The sequence below is a fragment of the Aequitasia blattaphilus genome (assembly GCF_024721305.1).
Classification (GTDB): domain Bacteria; phylum Bacillota; class Clostridia; order Lachnospirales; family Lachnospiraceae; genus Aequitasia; species Aequitasia blattaphila.
In genome coordinates, this window is the sequence record NZ_JAMXOD010000003.1 from 103,355 (window position 1) to 127,726 (window position 24,372).

Sequence of the window (24,372 nt, forward strand, 5' to 3'; positions counted from 1 at the left end):
TATCAGGAAATCACCCAATAATCTATTACTTTTTTGGTAGTTTTTCACAAAGTTATAAAAGATTTGCATCTTCTAAATATTCTCTTGCAACCTCTCTTGGAGTCATCTGTAACTCATCTACCTTATAATTTAATTCCATCATCACTTCATCCGTTAGAATCTGCCTTAATTCCTCTATCGGCTCCTGTATCTCTGGATATTTTTCTAAAACTTCTCCACGTATCACCGGAATAGCATAATAAGGTGGAAAGAAATTTTTATCGTCTTCCAGAACTTGAAGATTAAACTTCTTAATAAGCCCATCTGTTGCAAAAGCATCTACAACATCAGTCTCTTGACTGTTGAGGGCTGTATACCTAGGAGAGCCGTCGATTCCAACGGTTTCTTTAAAATTAATACGATAGACTTCAGAAAGTCCTGGAAATCCATCACTTCTATTTAGAAATTCCAAGGTTGCGCCAAAGGTTAGATTCGGAGACACTTTTCCCAAGTCACTAATAGTGGTCAGGTTATATTTTTTTGCTGTATCCGGCCGAACCGCTAACGTATACGTGTTATTAAAGTTCATTTGTTCCAAAACTTCAATATCAAATTCTTCTTTAAATTCCTTTTTAACTGTATTGTATACTTTTTTCATGTCACTGGACATGGGATGTTTTAAGGTATCACCATAGGCTGTTCCTGTATATTCAATATACATATCTACTTCTCCTGTTTTTAAAGCTCCCATACAGACCTGAGTTCCTCCCAACTCACTTTCTCTGCGCACTTCAATGTCTGTCCTGTCTTCTACCATATCTGCCAGCATATGAGTTAAAATGCTTTGCTCTGTAAAATCCTTTCCTGCAATTGTAATCGACTTATCACTTTTTTTGTTTGTACTAATTCCCGTATAAAGAAAAAGAACTGCCACCATACATGCGCAAACTGCCAGAATTATTTTTTGATGCTTCCGTCTCTTTTTTACAAGGGCTAATGATACTCTTTCCGAATTCTGAAGACTAACTGGTGTCACGATTTTTTCGACTAATCCCGCCAAATAATCTACAAATAGGGCAAGTAAACAGGCGGGAATCGCCCCTGCTAAAATCTGATTATTATTGACTGTACGGATTCCTGAAAAGACTAGGTATCCCAATCCCCCCGCACCGATAAATGCTGCGATTGTCATCATACCGACAGCTGTTACCGCTGATATACGAACTCCTGCCATAATAACAGGTAACGCAATAGGAATTTGTACCTTCGTTAATATCTGAAACTTTGTCAGTCCGATTCCTCTTGCAGACTCTACCATATCCTTATCGATATTCGCAATCCCTGTATATGTATTCTTGATTATCGGAAGTAACGAATATAACACAACTGTGATAACCGCTGGTAATGTCCCGATTCCAAGAAAAGGAATTGCAAACCCCAGCATTGCCATACTGGGAATTGCCTGGATTACGTTGGCAAGACCTATAATAGGCTTACTCAATTTTCGAACGTAACAGATTAAAATACCAAGAGGTACTCCAATTAAAAGAGACAAACCCACTGCAATCGCCGTCAACTGTATATGGTTCAAAAGGAGTGACAGAATCTGATTCCGGTTCATTATTATATAATCTATAAATCCCATCTTATACCTCCTCTTTCATATACTGTTGACTTAAAGTGGCAATCAAAGTGCTTCTCGTAATAACACCCTGCAGCATTCCCTCCGCATCCACTACCGGAATACTGGAGATATCATTTTTCATTACAGCCTTTAACACCTGCAGTATTGAATCCTCTGGACTGGCATATATGTAGTTTTCTTCCATCACCTGCTTTATAGGCAAAGTACGGTCCATATCAAAGGGAACGCTCTGTGCATACAAAACACCTTGTATCTTTTTTGTTTTTGCCTCCACAATCATCAATGCGTCATCTTTGGCACTGCGCATAATTTCCATTCCTTTAAAAAGAGATAAGTTGCCGTTGCCCGTAATATTATTCTCCTCCATTATGTCCTTCGCTTTAATAAACTGAGGAGAAGCCCAAATACGTTTCTTCCCTACAAATTCTGATACAAAATCATTTGCTGGACTCTTTAAAATATTTTCCGGGGTATCATACTGTACGATATGTCCCTTATCCATGATGCAGATTCGATCTGCAATCTTTATCGCTTCATCCATATCATGGGTCACAAATACAATCGTCTTTTTCAGCTTTCTCTGCAGCTCCACCAACTCGTCTTGTAATCCGATTCTCGTAATCGGATCGAGAGCTGACAAGGGCTCATCCATTAAGATAATATCAGGATCTGTCGCAAAAGCTCTTGCCACTCCTACACGTTGTTGTTGTCCACCGCTTAACTCCGCAGGATAACGATCCAAAAACTCCTCGCAATTAAGTCCAACCATCTCCATAAGCTCGTACGTTTTCTTTTGTATATCCTCTTTACTGTATTTTTCCACCTTCGGTATAATCTCAATATTATCTTTTATAGACATATGTGGAAACAATCCGGTCTGTTGGATTACATATCCCATTTTTCTTCGCATCTTTATGAGATCTTTTTTACTGATATCTTCTCCATCGATTAATATGTGCCCTGCAGTGGGGTCAATTAGACGGTTAATCATTTTTAATGTCGTTGTTTTCCCGCATCCGCTCGCTCCGATAATTACAACAAACTCACCGGTATTAATCGTAAAAGAGATATCGGATATGACCTTGTTCCCTTTGTATGCCTTGAACACATTTTTAAACTCAATCATCCGCTCCCTCCACTCTTAGCTTTTTACTCATTAAGTTTCCACACCTCCATATTTGTCGTAGATACAGCTATCGCTCCTGCCTTTAAGGCACCCATTACATCCTCTTGGTCAAGAACTAATCCACTGGCCACCAAAGGCTTATCCACCTGCTCCAATACATACCGAATCATTTTCGTAAGACCTGCTGGCATAATTTCCACAACATCTGGATTATTCTCTTTTACATGCTTCTTGATGTTTGCATAAGTAATCGCATCAATCATAAAAAATCTCTGTACCGTAAAAAGACCCAGCTCATTTGCTCTCTTTATTAAAAATGGTTTCGTACTAATGATTCCGTCTGCCTTCGTATATTTCTTGATAAAATCCACTGAAATATCTCGTGTAGATAATCCTGTGATCAAATCCACATGTACAACCGCCATTTTACCGGCTTCCTTCACTTCCTCTACAATGTCTGCAATACTGCACACATCTCCATACAAAATGTAAACAATGTCGCAAGAGGACTCTTTGCATGCCTTTAGCCACTCATCATTTTTTATCCCTGCAATTATCGGTGTTCCTTCCGTACTATCCAAAAAATACTGTAATGCATTCTCCATATCTGACCTCACTTATTCTTTCTTTAAAAGGGTTATTAGGTTTGGTACTATTGTATACAAATCTCCTACTATAGGCAAATGTGCCACACTGAGAATAGGCGCTGTCTTGTCTATATTCACTGCGATAATCTTCTTTGCATTCTTCATACCAGTCATAAACTGAATTGTTCCGGATACTCCAAAGGTTATTATCACCTCTGGTTTGACCACATTTCCCGATACTCCGATTTGGGCTTTTTGAGACATCCATCCCTTTTCCACTAGCGCTCTGCTGGAAGCAAGCTCTCCTCCCAGAAGGTGAGCCAACTCTCTTAAAAGCTCCAAATCCTCCTTTTTTTTCACTCCTCTTCCCGCAACTACCAAAATCTCCTGATCTGTAATTCCTCCCTTCTCTTCCTTTTCCTCTCGTGCCAACAACTGGGGTGATTTATTCTTTTGACCTAATGTCTTCTTTTCAACTACTGTCTTTCCACTACTGTCTGTAAGAGCCGGAAAAATCCCCGGTCTTACTGTTGCAATTTGAGGCCTTGTTCTTTCCGTCAAAATACTTGCCATAATATTGCCACCAAAGGCCGGTCTCGTTTGAACCAGATTCCTATTCTCATCAAATTCAAGCATTGTACAATCTGCTGTCACCCCTGTTTTCATCGCTACTGCAATGCGGGAAGCAAATCCACTTCCAATTGGTGTCCCTCCAAGGAGTAAAATGGAAGGTGAAATTTTCTCGATGCATTCCACCATTGCCTCCTCCCACAACTCGGAAAGGCAGGCACCTTCCTGGATATACCACCACACTTTTTCAATCGGCAGGCTGCAAAGCTGTGATTCAATCTCCTTACTTTCTTCTCCAATTGCTACGCCGTAAACAGGCTCATTACAGATTTTTTGCAATTCACAAGCCTTGGCAATCAATTCCAAGCTTACTTTTTCAATTTTCCCTCTGGTATACTCTAAGAAAACAAATATTCCTTTCTCTTCTCTCATATTGCTTTCCTAATCCTTCCTAAGGAAGGACAGTATCTCCATTGCTCCATCCATTCCTTCTAAAACCTGTGCTTCCACTGCTTGTGTTCTTTTTGGTGGGAAGATTTTTTTAACCTTTGTTGTGGAGCCTTTGATTCCATAATGATTCACATCACCATCTTCCAGATTGTCAATAGACATCTCATTTACACTTTTGTTTTTACTTTCTAACCGTCCCTTAAAAGAAGGCATTCGTGGAACAAACCCTTCTCGGTTCACTGAAATCAAACAAGGATAGTTTATTTTCAAAACTTGAATAAATTCTCCCAGATCCTGATGAATCTCCATGCCATCATTGGATATCTCCAAAAGCTTTATGACTCCCTGATAATTTGGAAGTCCTAACCATTTTGCCAGTGCCGGACTTACTTGAGATGTGTCTCCGTCCGTTGTCTGCTTTCCACATATAATCAAATCATATTTATTAACTGCAAGAATCCCCTGCATCAAAGTGTAAGATGTCACGAGTACATCTGCACCCCCGAATCTTGAATCCGTTAACAGATAGCCTTTGTCCACCCCATAAGCATAGGCATCCTTTATCATAGCTTCTGCATTCTCTGGTCCCATAGAAAACACATCGACCGTGGCATTTGCTTCTTCTTTGATGCGAAGTGCTGCCTCTAGGGCTGATAAATCATAAGGATTTGTAATGGTTTCCAGTCCACTTCGTTTCATAAGACCAGTTTTTTCATCCATGTCTCCTTCACTATAAGCCGGAACCTGCTTCATACACACTGCAATCTTTATCATATGCATCCTCACTGAATATATTTCCTCGATTTAACAATCGATTGGGGTCATACTTTCTCTTCTGCTCTTCTATCTGAGCAATTTGATCTTTCGTGAAAATACAACCTGCCAAATCACTTTTTACTTTACCAATTCCATGTTCTACCGTAATCTTTTTATATTTCTTATAAGCTTTCTGATTCCAGAATGATAGAAGGCGTCTTCCTCTCTCATACTCATCATAATTCTTCGGAAGAATATTGGCATGAAGATATCTTCCTTCTACATGTCCAAATATTGTAATGTCTATATTATTCGCCTTTGCCGCCTCCGTATAAAATTCCACACACTCTTTTAATGAGAGTCCAGGCAATGCCATATCGGATTCTAATTTCGTGATCCTGTCATCGTTTCTTCGTGCTTCTTCAATAAAGAGATTCGTACATTCTGCCACACTATGATGAAAGGCACGCATTCTCTGTATTTCCGCTTCACCCATTACCGCCCACGCTTTATCTGGATTACCATCGCATTGAATCACAAGCTCCATCAGTTTCTCGGCTATTTGCGTGATTGCATCCTCTTTTCCTCCAATCTCAATATAGAGCAAATGGTTGAATTCAGGTTCTACGTCCGGCAGTTCTTTTATTTTTGTCATAAACTCTTTTTTGCTTTCGACTAAATCGATGGAAGCACGGTCAACATACTCCATTGCAACGATGTAACCAAACGGAGTATCTTCTATCTCTTCTATTCCATTCACAAAATCATTAACCTGGGCTAATTCTTCAAAAAAGAAGGTGATTCCCCAATTCTCCTCCGGTTTCTTTTCCAAAAGCAAAGTGGCTTTTGTGATAACCCCGTACAGACCTTCACTTCCGATTACCGTGTCGAGTGAACTTTTATCCAATATGTGAAGCTTTCCCATTCCATCCACCAAATGAATCTCTGAGACATACTTCCTCGTGTCTTCATAGTAAGCTATGTTAATTCCTCTCGCAGCAGTAGCCAATACCCCACCTATACTAGCTGTCGTTTCTGTTGGAGAAGGGGGCCAAAAATACCCTTTCCCCTTGAAATTCCGATTAATTCCCTGCTCCAGTTCTTCCAAACTTACTCCCGGCTCCAAAGTTACAGTCGGACCATCATTATCTGTATATGCCTCTATCCTCTTCATTTTCTGTAGGTTCATAATATGTCCACCTACAGGGACACTTCCACCCACAATTCCTGTCATAGAGCCTTGGATTGTAACCGGAATATTCTCTTTTCCAAGAGTTTCCATAATTTCTTGGATTTCTTCTTCTGACTCCGGAAAAGAAATACTAACTGCACTCCCTTGATTTTTGGATTCATCTGTCAGGTATTCCTGGTATTTTTCTTCCATCGGGTATATCTCTCTACTCATTTGCTTCTTCCTCTCCCAGAATTTCTTTTACAATTGCTTCTAAAACCTCCGTCACATCACCGATTACTGCTATGTCTGCTTTTTTTATGATTGGTGCTTTTTCATCATTGTTGATTGCAATAATGAAATCACTTTTTTCAACCCCTACGTAAAGTGCCGGTGCACCGGACGCCCCTGCTACAATCGCAATCTTTGGTGCTAATATTGCTCCTGAGGCTCCCACTAATCGTTCCATTGGAACCCATCCATTCATCGCCACTGGTCTGGAGACTCCAAAAGATGCGCCAATGCGCTCTCCCATTTCCCTTAGCTGCGAAATGGTTCCTTGATTTTTTGCACCTTTCCCTGCAACTAATACAAAGGAGCTTTTCGTAAAATCTTCTTCCTGTTTTGCCTCGACTTGCTTTACATTTGAGAAGAAATCCCCATCATCCTTTAGGTATACCTCTGTAGCTTTCGTCTCAATCCCACTCTCTGCAGGCAACCGTTTTTGTCCTTTTGAAAGACAGAGAAAAACGGGTGTATTTAAAAGCTTGTACTCTCCCATCATATGACCGGAATAGAACTTCTTCTCACCGAAAAGCCCTCCTTCTTTTTCGTAGCATCTCTCACAATCTGTTAGAACACTTCCCTTTAATCGGTAGGACAGTCTGGGTGCTATTTCCAATCCCATATAACCAGAACTAAAAATGCAGATATCTTCCTTTTCAACTATCGTCTCCAGATATTTCAAAAGAATTTCACTGTTATACCGTTCCATGAAAACAAAAATAACGGAGGATGTGGGGACCATTTCCGTTAGCTTCTCCTTATCATCTCCATCCATTTCGTCTCCACCGATGATAAGTACGTTATTCAATTCTATATCCTCTCGTGATTCGGAAATAAAGCAATTCACTTCTTCCAATTGCTTCTCCAAATCTCCCTTAAAAGCATTTAAGATAATCTGACATCTCATAATTTCATCATCCTTTCCTTTAAATAGAAGGGATATAAATCTTCTTTTGAAACAATTATACCTTCTCGTTTTTCAATCACCGGATAAGAATTTACAAGAGTATGAGCTCCTGTTCTATCTTCACTTGTTATTGAAACAGGTACAATTTCTTTCTTACCTCTCTTCATACGATCCTTTAAGGTTGGTACGCGAAGATAAGTACCTGGAACATCACCGATTACTGCGATAAAAGCTCCTTGTATATCGCGAATCTGTGTTCCTCCATCATATAGATTCGTGACCCTTATTCGATCGTTCTCCAAAAGTTCCATATTGATTACAGATGTCACACACGGTATTTTTAATTCCTCAGCCAGAAAAAGAGGCACGCACCCACTTGCATTATCTGCACTTTTACTACCCATAATAATCAAATCTGGCATTTCATTTCTATCTATGTAATCTTTCATTATCGCCGTAGTTTTCCCCGGCTCAAACAAAACATCTCCATCACTCTCAATCCGATCGGCTCTATCAAAGCCTAATGCATACAAGGTTTTCAGATAATTATCACATATCTTATTTCCTATCGTAACGCCATTAAGCTTAATGGAAGTGCCTAAGCCCTCTCCCATATCAGAGAGCTTAAGCATCATTTCCAATGCGCTTTCGTCAAATACATTCAACATGGATTTGACAAAGCTTGTATCTACCAGGTGATTATCTCCTGGCTCCCAATCTTCTGTAGACAGAAGATCTAAATCCGGTACAACCTTAAAACTCCCAAGGATGCTTTTCATTGTGCTTAATTGGGATTAATGTTCCCATATTCATGATACCGTTCGGATCAAATGCCTTTTTAAGCGTATCCAGTATATAGAAAGATGAGCCATATTCTTCCCATACGTAATGCGCTCTGGCTTTTCCAAGTCCGTGATGGTGAACGATAGAACCGCCATATTTAATAACCTCTTCGCAAATAATTCTGTTGATTTGGTTGTGGTACTTATTAATCTCTTCTTCAGGAGTACAATCTACTACATTATAATAGTAAACAAAATACATATTGGTTCCATTGATATAGCTATGAGAAGAATGTCCTCCCATTAATGTCATGTCTGGAACTTCCTCCATAATTCTCTTGCAAGCATTGTCATAAATCTCATAGATACAATCCCAGCATCCTGAAACTTCCGTTGTAATACCAATATTATTGGTTGCTAATATCTCCAACTTTTCTTCTGCAATTTCTTCCGGTCCCCAGTTAAGTCCTGCAAACCATTTTTCAATAATCTTAGAATCAACAGTATCTACTCCTGGAAATCCTTTGACGATTTCATCGATTCCTTTGGCTGTTGCATTTGTAATTCCACTTGGACCTTCTGCCATGAAAATCAATACATTTTTATCTCCTGACCAGTCAAAATGAAGACTTGCATCTGCTGCGTCATAAAGTCTTGCGATTGAAGGCTTAAATCCTTCTACCATAACAGCTCTTAATGCATCAAATCCATTTTTCATATTGTCAATCGTATATCCTAAAAACAGATTATTTTCTGGTTGATACTTGAAAATTTTAATTGTCACTTCTGTAATGTAGCAAAGCGCTCCCTCATTTCCAATGACAACGTGTCTGATATCTGGACCTGCTGCTCTTCTTGGAATGTTTTTCACACGGCACACTTCTCCATTTGGAAATACTGCTTCCAATCCGACTACCATATCTTCTATTCCACCATATAGCGTGGAGAACTGTCCAATACTCCTGGTTGCAACTAATCCACCTAACTGCGCAAGAGGTTTTGACTGTGGAGAGTGGCCAGTTGTATATCCTTGTTCTCTTAGCATATCATCTAATTCTTGCAATGGAACACCACACTGTACTGTAACCTGCATATTATACTTATCAATCTTAAGTACTTTATTCATTCCCGATCCATCTACTACAATAGAGTTTTCTTTTGCTGTTTCCAGTCCGCCTTCAATTGCAGACTGTCCCGTTCTTGGAACGACGTTAACTCCATGTTCATTGGCAAACATCAATACTTTCTTCACCTCATCTGTTGACTCCACATACACAACTGCTGCCGGCATTGGCTGTGTGTATATTTCATGCACCTGCTCAAATTTTCTGTAGCGATCCAAGCTACTTTCTTTTAAGACTGTCTCATCTGTGATAACTCTGTCACTGCCCAAAATATTAATCAGTTCCTCAACTATCCGCTCTTTTTGTAATTCCATTTTCTTGCTCTCCTTTCAACAATGAACTGTGCCTGTGGGGAACGCTCTATTTTTAGATAATAAAAAAAGAGAAAACTTCCCCGTCAATATCCTATTCGTTAGGACACTACGAGTTACTTTTCTCTTTATCTCTGTTTGTAACTAATCTCAATATAAACAAGAATAGTAAAATTGTCAATTGTGCATTATGTATAGGATTTGAAATTCGTTTTTGGTTCATTTGACTGATTGACAAAAAAAAGGTATCGCTATATGATTATTTCAAGTTACTTGCAGAGATGAGAGAGATAGGTAGCTTCTACACTGGTAGAAGCTGCCTTTTTTGTCGTTTTTGTAAAACAAATAGTTATCCTAAAAACAGGGAGGGTCATATATGAGTGATTCAAAAAAAAGCTTTATCAAAAAATATGGAACACTGCTTCTCTTAGCAGCAGGCGCAGGAATAATCTTTCAGCTTCCATATATACGGGAGACATTCTACCCACAAATCCAAGAGGCAATGGGTCTTACGAATGCACAGATGGGTCTTCTTTCTTCCGGCTATGCAACAATGGCAACTTTATCTTATTTTATTGGAGGAATTGTAGCAGATAAATTCTCAGCCAGAAAGTTGCTTACGTTCTCCTTCATTATAACCGGTATTTTAGGACTTTGGTTCTCCACATTTCCCAGTTATAATGTGGCAAGATTAATCTTTGTATTGATGGGAATATCTACAATTATCACCTACTGGTCTGCATGCATTAAAGCAACCCGTATGCTTGGTACTTCTGAGGAACAAGGCCGTCTTTTCGGACTGCAGGAAGGACTTCGCGGTGTTTTAAACGCACTTCTTGTGTTTGGTATGACAGCTGTGTACTCCCATTTTGCGGTAAAGAGTGAGATCCTAGGTACCTCGGCTGCAATTAAACTATGTTCTGTTGTTGTAATTATTATTGGAATCTTAAACTTTATTTTCATCGAAGATACTAAAAAGGAAGAAAAAAGTGAAAGTATTTTGGAAGTCACAAAAGGAATGTTCAAAGCACTTACAATCCCTCGGGTTTGGATTCTGGTAGCAATCATCTTTACTGCCTACAGTGTATATGGCCTAATTGGTTACGTGAATACATATGCTGTAAAATACTTCGGGCTATCTGCTGCTCTTGGTTCTACACTTGGTGCTATACGTTACTTAGTACAGGGTCTAGGCGGTGTAATTGGTGGATTCCTTGCAGATAAGTTAAAATCCAGAATCAAAGTTATTGTTGGTGGATGTTTCTTCTTGGCACTTTGCTTTGCAATGCTTATTTTCCTTCCAGTTGAGGCAAGTCTCTTAGGCGCAGTAATCGGCAACTTTATGTTTGGTCTTTTATTTATCTACGCTGTAAGAAGCCAATATTTCGCAGTACACGATGATGCTGGCATTCCTGTTTCCATGAGTGGTCGTGTATCTGGTATTGCTTCTTGTCTTGGATACGCACCTGACTTATTTATGTATACTTTAGTTGGTTCCTGGATGGACAGCTACGGAGCGGCTGGCTTTAAAATGACCTGGGTGTATGCTGTTGTCGCAGCGCTCCTTTGTATCGTCTTCTCCTTTATCCTTTCTCGTATTATAAAAAAAGATACAGCAAAAACCACACTATAAATATTTCAAGAGGGACTGAACACTAGTAATTCACTTAGTGCTCAGTCCCTCTTATATTATACCAATACTATATTCCTGTCTTCTCTCGTATAAAGCTGCGAGCCTTTAAGGCATATTCAAAGGGATTTGCTTTTGCCGGGTCTTGCTCTGCTTCTACTAACATATATCCTGTGTAATTATTTTGACTCATCACTTCAAAAATATGATCGAAGGATACATCTCCATCTCCTGGAACCGTAAATGTTCCATTTTTTACCGCATCAAGAAAGGACATGTTGTTTTGAATTGTCTCATCTCGTTTCACCTTACGAACATCCTTTAAGTGGATATGGGCAATTCTATGGATGTACTTTTCAATAAGAGCATCTACTGCTTCTTGCGTTCCTTCTGAAAAATAGATATGTCCCGAATCGAACAGTAAATACACATTTTCATTTGTTCCTTCCATAAAAACATCAATCTCTTCTGGTGTTTGAATGCCCGTTCCCATATGATGATGAAGGCTGCATTTCATCCCTTTTTCTTCCGCTATCTTACCTAGCTTATTCATTCCATCACATAGTTTTTTCCATTCTTCTTTAGTAAAAACTGGCTTATCCTTTCCAAATATCGGAAGTGCCTGACCTTGAATACCTCTTCCTTGTTCGGAACATCCAATCACCTTCGCTCCCATTTTATGCAGAAAATCCAATTGAGCTTTAAAAGCTTCTATTGTCTCTTCTTCCGGTTTTGTAGTAAAGAAGGTTGAAAACCAGCAATTACATACTTCCATTCCCCGAAGCTCTAAAGCATGCTTTAAAATTTCCGGATCCTTTGGATATTTATTACCGATTTCGGTTCCTGTAAAACCTGCAAGAGCCATTTCACTGATGCACTGTTCAAATGTATTTTCTCCGCCAAGCTCTGGCAAATCATCATTTGTCCAACCAATAGGTGCTATCCCTAGTTTAATCTTTTTATTATCTAACATAATACTACGCTCCTATTTACTTATAAAGTTCTGGTTTTTCTATCATTTCTACCTTTAGAAATTCGTTGGTGCCTCTTGAGCGGTTCAAAGAATCTGCTGCCACACATGCTGCATATCCATCCCAGGAGGAGGGACCTGCAGGCTCACCTTGCTCTACTTTTGTTACCCAATCTGCAAGCTCTATATCATATGCTTCAATAAATCGATCTGCCCAGTCTGTCATAAGAGTTGTTGAGCAAGTAGCATTTGAACGCTTGATAATCGAGCTGGGATCTGGTAGATTCAATGTTCCTTTTTCACATACAACCTGACATTGAATATCATAACCATACGCATCCGATACCTGTAATTCCACATCAATTCTTGATCCGTTTTCCGTCTCAAGAAGAACGATTTGTGGATTATCATAACCTTTTGTTGATCGTGCTGATTGTTTTACCTTTAGTACCTGGGCATTTTTATACTCATCCCCTAAAAGCCATCTGCATATATCCAATTCATGGATTGCAACATTTGTGATTCCCATCTCTGTTTGAAATCCTTCACCCTGTGACACATTACGGTGACACGCATGTATCATTAAAGGCTCACCTAACTCTCCTGAATCAATTACCTTTTTAATCTCCACATAACCAGGATCGTAACGACGCATAAACCCTACTTGCACAAGCTTACGTCCTTGCTTTACTTCCTCTTCCATTATGGCTTCACAATCAGCGGCGGTTTGTGCCAGTGGCTTCTCACAAAACACTTGCTTTCCTGCCTTCACCCCTTCTAATACATAGGCCGCATGAGATGCGTCTGAGGATGTAATTACAATTGCTTCCACCTCTGAAGCTGCAATCAATTCTTCTCCTGTTTGATATACATTTGGAATTCCATATTTTGCTGCCGTCTCCTTTGCTGCATCTATAAAATAATCTGTGCAGGCAACAACTTCTGCATTGGGTATTAAGTGCATTAAGCGTCGGATATGCTCTTTTCCAATTGCACCACAACCAATTACTCCTATTTTTAACATGATTTGTACTCCCTTCTATTTAGCTGCAAGGCGTCTCGCCCTTGCATCCATTCTTTCACGAGTTACATCCAGTAATACTGCTAAAATAATTACAAGACCAATGACAATGTTTTGTACTGCCGTTGAAACACTCAGTAATTGTAGTCCGTTTCGGATTACTGTAATGATAAGAGCACCAATTAAGGTTCCGCTCATGGTACCTTTTCCACCCATGAAGGATGCCCCACCAATAATACATGCTGCAATTGCATCTGTATCATAGGGCTGTATTGCATTTGCACCATTTGCAATGCCACCACGTCCAACTAAGACTATGGCTGCAAGTGCTGACATGAGTCCTGACAATGTATAACAGAATGTTAATACATTTGCAGACTGAATTCCTGAAAGACGAGCTGCCTCAGGGTTTCCTCCCACACAGTAGATGGAACGTCCGAGTGCCGTTTTAGACAAGAATATTCCCATAATTATGAAGATAATAATAACCAAAATAAAACTGATTGGGAAACCACCAAGTACAGGCACAGATGCTGGCAATGTACTCGATCCGAGCCAAGTCACTTGTTTTGGAAATCCAGATACAATCTGGGAATTTACTACTAATAGCGCCATTCCCCATAATACATTCTTCATACCAAGAGTGGAAACAAATGGATGAGGTAAATGCAATCGAGTCAGTAATGTTCCGTTGATAAATCCGACTAAAATACCTGAACCAATACCTACTAATATCATAATAAGCGGGTTTGTAACTCCCTTTTGTAAAAGCATACCCATCATACAGGTACAAAAAATAGCATTTGCACCAACCGACAAGTCAATTCCTGCCGTAATCAGACATACCAGCATACCAGTTGAAATCAATGCATTAACGGATGTCTGTTTGAAAATATTCATTATATTTGACTGTGTAAGAAAGCTGCTTGTCGCAAATGATAATACGATGCAAAGCACTAACAATGCTCCCAGTGAACCCAGTCTGTCTGCTAAGCCATTCTTTGACTTTAATTTTCCTTTACTCATCTATCTTACCTCCCCAGGCGGCTTTCATAATGTCCTCCTGATTAAAGTTCTTTAAGTCTCCTCGGTTAATAGTTGCCATAATACGGCCCTCCCGCATAACAATAACTCTGTCTGACATCCCTAAAATCTCAGGCATTTCAGAAGAAATCATTATGACACACTTGCCTGCCTCTGTTAAAGTATTCATTACATTGTATACTTCCACCTTAGCCCCTACATCAATCCCCCTCGTAGGTTCATCAAATATAAAGATATTTGCATCAGAGTTAATCCATTTACCAATTACTACCTTCTGTTGGTTTCCTCCTGAGAGCTGTCCAACAATTTCATCCTGAGAAGGTGTTTTGATCCTGAGTGATTTTACATTCTCTTCTCCCGTTTCACGAACCTTCTTATCGTCAATGAATATCCCTTTACAAAAGCCCTTTAAATTAGCCAATATCAAATTCATCTGAACACTTTGACCCAATACCAGGCCTTGGCCTTTACGGTCTTCTGTCAGGAATGCAATCCCTTTGCGAATTGCTTCCTTTGGACTTCTAATTTTTTCTTCTTTGCCATTAATAAAAATTTTTCCGCCATCGATTGGATCAGCCCCAAAAATTGCTCTCATAAGCTCAGTACGTCCTGCACCAACCAATCCTGCAAATCCTAAAATTTGCCCATTATAGGCTTCAAAGCTCACATCGTGAAGTACTCCTCCTTCTTTGATGTTTTCGACTCTTAGGGCACACTCTCCCTTTGTCGTCTCTGCTTTGACAAATAATTGATCCATGGAACGACCAACCATTGCTGTAATCAAATCATCGTTGTCTGTCTCGCTGATTTCTTTCGTCCAAATGTGTTCCCCATCTCTCATTACAGTTACACGGTCACACAATTCAAATAATTCTTCCAGCTTATGAGATACAAACACAATGCTGATTCCTCTGTCTTTTAACTTTCGACATATTTTCATTAAGAGTTCTACTTCCTTCTCTCCTAAAGAAGATGTCGGTTCATCCATAATAATCATTTTTGCATCGATCAAGATAGCTTTCGCTATCTCGATCATCTGCTGAACACCCATCCCAAATGTTCCTGCTGCTTTTGATGGATCAATGTCAATTCCTAAAGATTCCATTACTTCTTTTGCTCTTGCATTCATTGCTGAATAATCCAAGAATCCAGATTTCTTTTTCATCCATTTATTAATAAATATATTATCTGTTACACTTAAGAGCTTTTCTATATTTAACTCTTGATATACACAGGCAATACCGGCTGCAGCGGAATCATTTGGATTTTTAAAATGATGCTCCGTTCCACTCACATAAACTTTTCCTTCTTCCGCCTGGTATACCCCAGTTAACACTTTAATAAGCGTTGATTTTCCTGCTCCATTTTCACCTATAAGACCTAATATCTCTCCTGGCTTCACAGACAGACTCATATTGTCAAGGGCAACAACACCGGGGAACCGTTTCGTTACACCTTTGAGTTCTACAACGTAATCACTCATCGTTTACCTCCTTTTGCGGAGCCTTATATTATTTAAGATAAGACTTTAATGTGTCAAGTTGTTCCTGAGCATTGTCCTTATTTACAATTGAACTGCCTGAATCGATAAATGATTCGATTTCATTACCTTGTATTGCCTTTACACATGCCTCAACTGCTTTATATCCCATGTCATATGCATTCTGTGCAACTGACATTGTTTCTTCTCCTGCTAAGATAGCTTCACATGCTGATTGAATTCCATCAAAACCTACAAAAATAGTATTTTTGTATGCTTCATTTCCAGCTGCTGCACGAGCTGCTGCAATCGCCATATCATCATTATTACATACGATCATAGCAACACCTTTTGGATGATTTTGTATAACAGCTTCCATACTTGCATAAGCTTTATCTGCCACTGCATCCGCATACTGAATTTCATCTTTCAAGAACTCTCCGCCTGCTTCTTCAATACCTTTTTGGTATCCTGTAAGTCTTGCAGTAGCGGTTGAATCTCCTTCTACTCCTGAGATTGCAATTGCTTTCAGATCATCCCAGCCTGCTTCTTTTGCCATTTCAACTGCTGTCTTTCCACCACTGTAAGCCGCTTCCTCATTACCAGTACCTACAAATGATAAAACCTCAGGTGCATCAATATCTGTATCTACTGCAATGATTGGTTTTGCCTGTCCCGCGATTTGCTGAACCACCATATCTGCCTGTAAAGGAGCAATTACAAATCCATCATATTGATCGGATGCAAGGTTTGTTTCAATAATATTTAACTGCTCGTCATATGCTGTTTCAGAAGAAGCTCCCTGAACATCTACCTTTACATTCGCATTATCTTTTGCATACGCTTCACAGCCAGCCATAACATATCCCCAATACTCAGAAGCTGTTGTTTTTAAGATTACATTTACACTGACTTCATCTCCGCCGGTTGCTGCTTCTTTCGTATCCTCTTTTACTTCTTCTTTTTTTCCACCACATGCTACAAGTGCCATACTCATTACCATAACCATTAATACTGCCAAAATTTTTCTTTTCATTTTCATATCCTCCTATTTTTCAAAGGGTAACATTTTGCCTGTTTCAAATGATTCTTTTGCGCGATACGCTGTTTGGGAAGCTAACGTTCCATCATAAACCGTTACATCTGGTTGACGGTTTTCAATAATGCAGTTGACGAATTCTTCCAGTTCTGATATATATGCTTCGTGCCAACGGTACATGAAATCCGTATAACATTCACGACACACTCCGTTTTCACTTAAAACTTCTAGCATGCTATCAGTCCCAACAGAACCAATTCTAAGGGTTCCTTTTGTTCCAATGATTTCCGTCTCTACGTTACAGCCTTGAGCCGCTGCTCTTCCGGCGAATAGAAAGGCCATTGTTTCATCTTCGTACTGGATCATACAACCCACATTGTCCCCATCATTCCATTCACGATACTGAGGATATGCAAAACAACCACCAATCGCCCATAGGTTCTTTGGCTTTTGTCCACCGGTAAACCAATTGCATAAATCGATATCATGAACACACATATCAAGGAACTGTCCGCCACTATTCGGAGCAAACTTCAATGTGCTTTCAATTGTTGCAACCGGATCCTGCGTGTAAGCACGTATCAGAATAATACGACCAATATCCCCATTATCAATTTTTTCCTTTGCCTTGATATAAGAATGATCATAGCGGCGCATAAAACCAAGCATAAAGACTTTATCTGGATGTGCACTTACAATTGCTTCCCCTTGTTTACATTTTTCAACAGTTGTATCCAACGGTTTTTCACAAAATACATGCTTTCCATTTTCTAATGCTATTCGAATGTGCTCCGTATGAAAGGATGATGGTGAAACAATACAAATCCCATCAAGTTCTGGATTTTTGCACATTTCCTCATAATCTTCATACGTATTTTTGACACCTAATTCTTGAGCTACTTGTGCCAGCCTGACTGAATCCACATCACATAACGCTGTAAGCTCTGCTCCAGGTATACGAGTTGCAATATTTTTCGCGTGCTCATACCCAAGGCGTCCAAGTCCGATTGAACCAATACAAATCTTCTTCATTTTCTTCTTCCTTTCATATTCTCGTTGCAAATTATGTGTCCCTTTGCTCTTTTCAATCATAACAGTGTGCATGCACATTTTTCCCCGGCACTTTCTTTAGGTTTAAAGGTGTTTTATTTAGCAATTCCTATTTATCCTATAAATGTGTATTATTTTTAGGCAAAAAAATTAGGTGTTCTGCCAAACTTGGCAAACACCTAATCATTACAAGTTTTTCTATATTCCGCCGGACTGACTCCATTGAGCTTTTTAAATGTTTTTGCAAAATAATGATAATCATTAAATCCTGACTTTGCTGCCACATCTGTAATCCTTAATTTTGTTGAGGCCAGCATCTTTTTTGCACAGGCATTTCTCCTTCCTAATAAAAACGCCGAGAACCCTATTCCCATTTCTTGTGAAAATATATAACTGAGATAAGAAGAATTTACTCCCGCCACCGCTGCAACCTCCCGAAGCCCTATGGATTCTTGATAGTGCTTAATCACATACTCTGCTGCCACACGTACCGTTTCATTTACCTCTTCCGGTATTACAAAATCGTCGTCTCCTCTTCCTACGCCAGACATTTTTTTAATCGTGGTATAGACCTGATTAATATTTTTTATCGTACTCAGCTTTTCATCTTCCACACCAATAATTCCTTGCAGTGCACCGAGCCAACGAATCACCACCTTCACTTTGGTTCGTTCTTCCTCAAATATTCTACAGACTTGCAAACATCTCGTTAAAAATTCTTCTTTGCCGAACTGATACAAAATCATATCTGCATCCTTCAAAAGCTGCTGTGCCTTCCCCGGCATATGCTCTGACATCTTTCTTTCACTATCATAGTATAAAATCTGTCTCTCTTCGTAGAACCTCATTTTTAACGCAACTCTTGACTGTTGATAGGCTTGTCGTATAGACTGCTTGCCCATACAAACATCACTGGCACCTATATGGAAGGCATGAGGTTCCTCTTTGCAAATGCGGTAACAAGCCGTTGCAACTAAGATTAGTTGCTGACGCATAACAGAACTTTTTCTTTCATCCGATAAATCAAGGAAACAACAAAATACTCCCGCTCCCAAATAAACCACTTCACAATTTATGCTTTCTTCTCCTTCAACTTTTTTTAGGGAGTCGTACAAACGCTTGTAGAATTCATGAAAATAACGCTCCATATCAAGTTCAAACCACTGTTCATCATCCTCTTGATCCAGTTCAATTCCCATACTGACAACTGCACAATTGTGAAAGGCATACTTAATGCCTGCACTTTTCCTCATCTCCTCTGTTTCTTCTTCCGAAGAGAGCCCTGAAAGAACTCTGTTAAAGAAAAGAAACTCTGAGTTTTCATTTCCCGGGGAAATCATTGTTTCTTTCTTATGTCTGAAAGTATTTACATTTCCTCTTTCTTCAATCTTTCTTTTCGCCTGAGCAAGCAGAGGGTTTAGGGTGTTTTCTTCCAATGTATTTTTTAATACATATTCGTCTGCTCCCAGTTGGATTGCCTCTTTCACATACTCAAAATCATCATGACAGCTCAAAACAATAATGTATACGTCTGGATATTTTTCCTTCACTCTTCGAATCAATTCGATTCCATTCATCAAAGGCATCGAGACATCCGTAACAATCATATCAATTTTGTGTTCTGCAAGAAAATTAAGGGCTTCCTCGCCATCCCGTACATCGGCTTCAACTTGAAACCCTTCGCTTTCCCATGCAGGCAGGGTTCTCAAATAACTTCTTACCAAAAAATCATCATCTACTAATAAGGTCTTAAACATAATTTCAAATCACTTCTCCACTTTCCTTTTGAGGGGGCAAATAAATCACAACCGTCGTTCCTTTCGGATTTCGAATGTATTGCATTCCTGCTTTTTCTCCGTAATACAGCTTAAGACGTTCTTTTATATTGGGAACTCCAATCGCCGTAAATCCTTTTGTCTTCTTTGCCTTTTGATTCATAATCTCCTCTATCTTTTCCTCGCTTATACCTCTTCCATTGTCAGTAACTTCAATATAGAGGGAATCTTCTCTCTTTTCTGCTTTAATCACAATTTTACCACTGTTTTCCTTCAGATCAATCCCATGCAATAGTGAATTTTCAACAAGGGGCTGTAGTATCAGTCTTGGAAGAAGACAGTCCTGTACCTCGGGGGCAATGTCACATATCATTTGTATTTCTGAGTTACTTCGGAACTCCTGTAAACGTACGTAATTCTTTAATATGTATATTTCTTCAGAGACCGTTAGAAATGCGCCCTTTTTACTGATACTTGCTTGAAGGAGTTCCACAAAGCTTGCAATTAAATCCGCAAGTTCATGCTCCCCCCTGATTCGTGCGGCATACTTGATTGAATTTAGCGTGTTATACATAAAATGTGGTGTAACTTGGTATTGCAGTGCTTCAAGCTCTGCATCTTTTTTTAAATTTTCTTTTTCAATAACTTGTCCAATCAGTTCTTCAATATGATCAAGCATTTGATTAAATTCTACAGACAGAGTTCCTATCTCATCTTTTGTTGTTACCTTAGCTCTTTGTTCCAGATTTCCCTCTGATACATCCTTTACTGTTATGGCCAATGTCTCAACGGGTTCGTAGATTCGTCTCGCTACATAAGCGGCTAAAATAATCGCCAAAACAAGGCACAGAAAAAAAATACCTCCATAATAGATACGAATTTGACTCAAATCCCCTAAAACGGCTTCCCGACTTACCGAAATATACAATGCACATCCTGAAAAAGGAGCTTTTGAATAAAAATTAATGTTCTGATCATCTTGGTCTATATTCTCAATATTGATTGTCGCTCTTTCATTAATAACGCCACCATCTACCGTAGATATGACTTTATTTTCCCTGTCAAGAAGAAACACCTCATTTACGGTATCATTCTTTAGTTCAGAAATATAGTTGTAATAAAGATACCTTTCTTCTATATTTGCACAAATATAACCAGTTATTTTTCCATTGTCAACAATCGTTTCCACAAAACCAAGATGAGGAGATTTCCCACTAATCAAATTATTTAGTAAAAATGGTCCCGCCTTATCGGTTGTCTCCTCCAACATGCCTTCTATACTCTTCTTTTCCACTACTTTTTTATATATCGGATATGCTTCTGATGTTACCAAGACCTGCTCCTCTGGCAAAATCAGATGGAAGGATGATATGGCAGTATTTTGCTTATTATACGTTTTTAAGATCGTTGATATTTGCTCCAAAACAGCATCCTCTTTATTTTGAGAAAATTCTTCAATTAAAACTTTTAACTCCTCATCACATGAGGTTGCAACAAGAACATGGTAAATCCCCTGCATATTTTGATCTAAGTTTTCAATCAGCTGTCGATTACGTTCCTGGTTTGACGAAATATAGTTCTCCTCAATTGTGTCAGCTGACTTTCGGTAAAATATTATGGTGATTACAAGAGATGTCAGAATCGTAATAAATAAAATGGATCCTAATATTTTACTTCGTATGCTTTTCAATAAACACCTCCACATTATCTGATGTTAAAAACTGAGCATCTAAAATAATTTCTTCTTTTTCACTGGTTCCTTTACGTACCTCGTCAATATATTTTACTGTTTCATATCCGATATCAAAACCTGATTGTGCAACCAAACCCGTCAACTTCTTATTCTGTAAAGCATATAGCGCATCTTCCTGCACGTCAATTGTAACCATTTTCATATTTCCTGCTTCTGCACTTTCTACAATCCCCAGCGCTGTAACTGCGCTTGTTACAACCAACCCCTTCACCTGGGGATATGCATCTCGTAATTGAACAATCTTCTCCCCTGACATCTTCGCACCTGAATAACCGCTCTCTATATAGGCCACTTTCATGCCTGGTATGGTTTCAATATATTGTTGGATTCCTTCCACTCTTTCTTTATGACACATTTGATCTAATTTCCCGGACACAATACCGATTTCTCCCTGGTAATTCATTGTCTTCGCAATATACTCTGCCATTTTGTATCCCGCTTTTCTATTGTCTATTCCAATATAAGCGTAATCACTATTATCAAATGCCGAATCATAGGTCACCACAGGAATACCTTTTTTCTTTGCTTCAAGCAAATAGTCTGGTATCCCCAATGCATCAATAGGTGCTGTTGCCAATGCATCTACATTATGCTGAATGAGTGACATCGCCAACTTCTCCTGTGCTTCCTTATCTTCTTCCGCTTCCGGTGCAAAGAACATCACTTTAGCCCCAACCTCCTCAGCTGCTGCCTCCATCCCGGAACGAACCGATAACCAGTACTCACTTTTTACAGACTTGGCTACCACTCCAATCGTGTATTCGTCTTTTTCTTTTGCTCCATTTACCCCTTTATTATTACATCCCACAAGGAGTATCATGGCAAAAGACACTGCGAAGACACATCGAATAATCCTTTTCATATCTTCAACAACCTCTCATTTAACTTTTAGTTTCTTAAAAGCACAGGGTAAATTATGTATTCACACTGTGCTTTCTATGTATTTCCTTATTTTTTACTTGTTGAGCTTCCTTTACTATCTTCTGTCACGGTACCAAGATCCACCTTAAGACTCTTATCAAAAGTCACCTTCATACTTTGCAGCATTCTCTTTCGTCCATCATCTGTAATGTAAAAGTGAATCGTGTATTCTCCTTCTGGTTCTATAAAGGCCTTCGTGTCTACTCTTGTAAAATAGCGAATGCCGTCTTGGGAAATCGCCTTATTCATGGAAATCCATTGTATATCTTCTTGGTGCTCTCCCGTCCAGACTACAGCATGAACATCATCGGCAATCTTCGCATAATCATCCATATCATCTGCATATACGTAAAAATATTCCGAATCATTGTCACACAATTCTGCAGACATAGAAGGCTCCATATAAGTATATTCATTGGCCAGATTTTCCAAAAGCTTTGACTGTTTCCCAAGCTCATTGTTCACTGCTTCTATTCCATAGTTCTCCAACAAGGTGGGAACGTCGCTGTAAAGATTACTTCCCAAACCTAACCGATTTCCTTCAATAGAAGCACCTAAGCTTGCAACAGTAGTTGGAAACAAATCAAATGTTGAATAAAAGCGTTCTTCTGTACCTTGATACTCCACCGCACTGTTTAAATAATTCACATAAACTTTTCGTTCAGCAGATTCATCAATTTCCTCACAGAAATCCGAATCCATTGTTGGATGATCTCCTGCAATTACAACTGTTGTATTCTCATAAAAAGGCTGGCTTTTTATCCATTCTACAAATGCCAGTACCTGCCTGTCGGAGCACGAGATTACATTTGCATACTGATCTTCCCCATGCTCTTCTCCACAAATTTCACATACATACCCATCTTCAAAATGTGTATCAACCGTCAACATCGTAAAATTAAAAGGCTCGCCCTCTGCTGCAATCTCTGTCAGCTTTTCTTTCGCATTTTCAAAAAGCTTTACATCCTCGTATCCCCAAAAAACTTTGTATCCATCTTCAATCCAATTAACATCCTTCGCATAATAATAATCAAAGATATTGTAATTTCCATGGGTTGTAAAGTACAGTTTACGTCCGCCAAACACCGCGTCTGATCCAATTAAAAGTGATTGGTTGTAACCCTGCTCTTCCAAAATATCCCCCAAAGCCGTTACGTCCTCAAAAAATGTACTTTGCATATCCATGTTGTTTCGACCACTCATCACAGACAAAGGTAATCCTGCCGTTTCGGCAAACATCGCTCCAATCGTCCATGTTGTACCTTTCATGCTGTGTCCACCATTCAATTTATCAGAGCTTCCCGAAAAATTTTCATTCTCCTGAGCCAGCTTCGTCAAATTAGGAATATAGTTTTCCTCATATCCTCCACCATTCTCTACGTCGGCATAAGTAGTTTCCATAGATTCCAAAAAGATATATATTAAATTTCGCTTTTCTTCCGGAAACTGAATCTGAGTCTCGCCGGGATTCACATAATTATCCTCAACAAAGGTAGAATAAGTTCCATTTCCCGCGAAATATGCTCCTGCATCTATTTTATCCCAGGTATACCCAAAAAGTACTGACGTAATAAGCAGAAATACAGCAAACACTCCACCTGCAATCTTTGAAGAGAGATTCCGCTTCTTAAATTTTATCATTGTGAAAAGAAGAATTCCCATAATTAATATCGTGGGCAGCAAACATGAAAGAAGGTAATTTAAAACCATCCCCTTATCTGTCCCTTTAATCGGCGAATTCAGTGTATACATCAGCTCATCCATACTTAGGGCAGACCATGTTTTATTCATCCAAAGAATACTAAAAGAAGCCATTGCCAGCAGAATTGACACTATAATTGTCGTGACAAGGGCGATACGTTTAAACAGGGGGGCTTTCAAAAAACTTTTTGCAGAGGGTAACGTAAACTTTCTCTCAGTTTTCCTTTTTTTATGAATATTTCTTCTCCATCTGTTTGAACTCATATGAATCATATCCTACTTCCTATTTATATAT

General features: G+C 39.1%; 20 protein-coding genes. 1 reads left to right on the forward strand and 19 read right to left on the reverse strand.

Going from position 1 to position 24,372, the window contains the following annotated elements:
- Positions 1 to 52: 52 nt before the first annotated feature.
- From NHH15_RS03115 to NHH15_RS03155, 9 genes are read right to left on the reverse strand one after another with little or no spacing between them, the layout of a single operon-like run.
- Positions 53 to 1,624 carry an ABC transporter permease/substrate-binding protein gene (locus NHH15_RS03115; RefSeq protein ID WP_262065186.1) on the reverse strand — a complete coding sequence of 524 codons (1,572 nt, stop codon included), beginning with the start codon at positions 1,622 to 1,624 and terminating at the stop codon, positions 53 to 55.
- A gap of 1 nt (position 1,625) precedes the next feature.
- Positions 1,626 to 2,750, reverse strand: coding sequence for a betaine/proline/choline family ABC transporter ATP-binding protein (locus NHH15_RS03120; RefSeq protein WP_262065187.1), 1,125 nt, complete (start codon positions 2,748 to 2,750; stop codon positions 1,626 to 1,628).
- 23 nt (positions 2,751 to 2,773) lie between these two features.
- Positions 2,774 to 3,355: a glycerol-3-phosphate responsive antiterminator gene (locus NHH15_RS03125; protein WP_262065188.1), complete on the reverse strand. Its 582-nt coding sequence runs from the start codon at positions 3,353 to 3,355 to the stop codon at positions 2,774 to 2,776.
- A 12-nt stretch (positions 3,356 to 3,367) separates the two neighbouring features.
- Positions 3,368 to 4,339, reverse strand: coding sequence for an electron transfer flavoprotein subunit alpha/FixB family protein (locus tag NHH15_RS03130; RefSeq protein ID WP_262065189.1), 972 nt, complete (start codon positions 4,337 to 4,339; stop codon positions 3,368 to 3,370).
- Positions 4,340 to 4,348: 9 nt separating this feature from the next.
- Complete coding sequence (locus NHH15_RS03135) at positions 4,349 to 5,131, reverse strand: electron transfer flavoprotein subunit beta/FixA family protein (RefSeq protein ID WP_262065190.1); 783 nt, start codon at positions 5,129 to 5,131, stop codon at positions 4,349 to 4,351.
- On the reverse strand, positions 5,088 to 6,518 hold the full coding sequence (locus NHH15_RS03140) for an FAD-binding oxidoreductase (RefSeq protein WP_262065191.1): 1,431 nt from the start codon (positions 6,516 to 6,518) through the stop codon (positions 5,088 to 5,090). The genes NHH15_RS03135 and NHH15_RS03140 overlap by 44 nt, the downstream gene beginning before the upstream one ends.
- Positions 6,511 to 7,476 (reverse strand): electron transfer flavoprotein subunit alpha/FixB family protein, encoded by a 966-nt coding sequence (locus NHH15_RS03145; protein WP_262065192.1) that lies wholly within the window; start codon positions 7,474 to 7,476, stop codon positions 6,511 to 6,513. The genes NHH15_RS03140 and NHH15_RS03145 overlap by 8 nt, the downstream gene beginning before the upstream one ends.
- The gene (locus NHH15_RS03150) at positions 7,473 to 8,255 is read right to left on the reverse strand and encodes an electron transfer flavoprotein subunit beta/FixA family protein (RefSeq protein ID WP_262065193.1); all 783 of its coding nucleotides are present in this window, start codon (positions 8,253 to 8,255) and stop codon (positions 7,473 to 7,475) included. Before NHH15_RS03150 ends, NHH15_RS03145 begins: the two co-directional genes overlap by 4 nt.
- Positions 8,230 to 9,696 carry an FAD-binding oxidoreductase gene (locus tag NHH15_RS03155; protein WP_262065194.1) on the reverse strand — a complete coding sequence of 489 codons (1,467 nt, stop codon included), beginning with the start codon at positions 9,694 to 9,696 and terminating at the stop codon, positions 8,230 to 8,232. Before NHH15_RS03155 ends, NHH15_RS03150 begins: the two co-directional genes overlap by 26 nt.
- Before the next feature lie 373 nt (positions 9,697 to 10,069).
- Between NHH15_RS03155 and NHH15_RS03160 the strand changes: the two genes are divergently transcribed.
- Entirely contained in the window at positions 10,070 to 11,326 is a 1,257-nt protein-coding gene (locus tag NHH15_RS03160) for an MFS transporter (protein ID WP_262065195.1), read from the forward strand.
- Between the two features lie 67 nt (positions 11,327 to 11,393).
- Here the strand turns inward: NHH15_RS03160 and iolE are convergent, their stop codons facing one another.
- From iolE to NHH15_RS03210, 10 genes are all read right to left on the reverse strand, one after another.
- Positions 11,394 to 12,296 carry a myo-inosose-2 dehydratase gene (iolE, locus tag NHH15_RS03165; protein ID WP_262065196.1) on the reverse strand — a complete coding sequence of 301 codons (903 nt, stop codon included), beginning with the start codon at positions 12,294 to 12,296 and terminating at the stop codon, positions 11,394 to 11,396.
- Between the two features lie 16 nt (positions 12,297 to 12,312).
- On the reverse strand, positions 12,313 to 13,317 hold the full coding sequence (locus NHH15_RS03170; protein ID WP_262065197.1) for a Gfo/Idh/MocA family oxidoreductase: 1,005 nt from the start codon (positions 13,315 to 13,317) through the stop codon (positions 12,313 to 12,315).
- A 15-nt stretch (positions 13,318 to 13,332) separates the two neighbouring features.
- Positions 13,333 to 14,340 carry an ABC transporter permease gene (locus NHH15_RS03175; RefSeq protein WP_262065198.1) on the reverse strand — a complete coding sequence of 336 codons (1,008 nt, stop codon included), beginning with the start codon at positions 14,338 to 14,340 and terminating at the stop codon, positions 13,333 to 13,335.
- The gene (locus tag NHH15_RS03180; protein WP_262065199.1) at positions 14,333 to 15,841 is read right to left on the reverse strand and encodes a sugar ABC transporter ATP-binding protein; all 1,509 of its coding nucleotides are present in this window, start codon (positions 15,839 to 15,841) and stop codon (positions 14,333 to 14,335) included. Before NHH15_RS03180 ends, NHH15_RS03175 begins: the two co-directional genes overlap by 8 nt.
- A 28-nt stretch (positions 15,842 to 15,869) precedes the next feature.
- Positions 15,870 to 16,874: a sugar ABC transporter substrate-binding protein gene (locus NHH15_RS03185; protein WP_316044066.1), complete on the reverse strand. Its 1,005-nt coding sequence runs from the start codon at positions 16,872 to 16,874 to the stop codon at positions 15,870 to 15,872.
- Between the two features lie 12 nt (positions 16,875 to 16,886).
- Positions 16,887 to 17,909 carry a Gfo/Idh/MocA family oxidoreductase gene (locus tag NHH15_RS03190; RefSeq protein WP_262065201.1) on the reverse strand — a complete coding sequence of 341 codons (1,023 nt, stop codon included), beginning with the start codon at positions 17,907 to 17,909 and terminating at the stop codon, positions 16,887 to 16,889.
- A gap of 197 nt (positions 17,910 to 18,106) precedes the next feature.
- Positions 18,107 to 19,684 (reverse strand): response regulator transcription factor, encoded by a 1,578-nt coding sequence (locus NHH15_RS03195; protein ID WP_262065202.1) that lies wholly within the window; start codon positions 19,682 to 19,684, stop codon positions 18,107 to 18,109.
- Positions 19,685 to 19,688: 4 nt separating this feature from the next.
- Positions 19,689 to 21,392, reverse strand: a complete 1,704-nt coding sequence (locus NHH15_RS03200) for a sensor histidine kinase (RefSeq protein WP_262065203.1) — start codon at positions 21,390 to 21,392, stop codon at positions 19,689 to 19,691.
- Entirely contained in the window at positions 21,373 to 22,317 is a 945-nt protein-coding gene (locus tag NHH15_RS03205; protein WP_262065204.1) for a substrate-binding domain-containing protein, read from the reverse strand. Before NHH15_RS03205 ends, NHH15_RS03200 begins: the two co-directional genes overlap by 20 nt.
- An 86-nt stretch (positions 22,318 to 22,403) precedes the next feature.
- Entirely contained in the window at positions 22,404 to 24,350 is a 1,947-nt protein-coding gene (locus NHH15_RS03210) for an LTA synthase family protein (protein WP_262065205.1), read from the reverse strand.
- Positions 24,351 to 24,372: the final 22 nt, after the last annotated feature.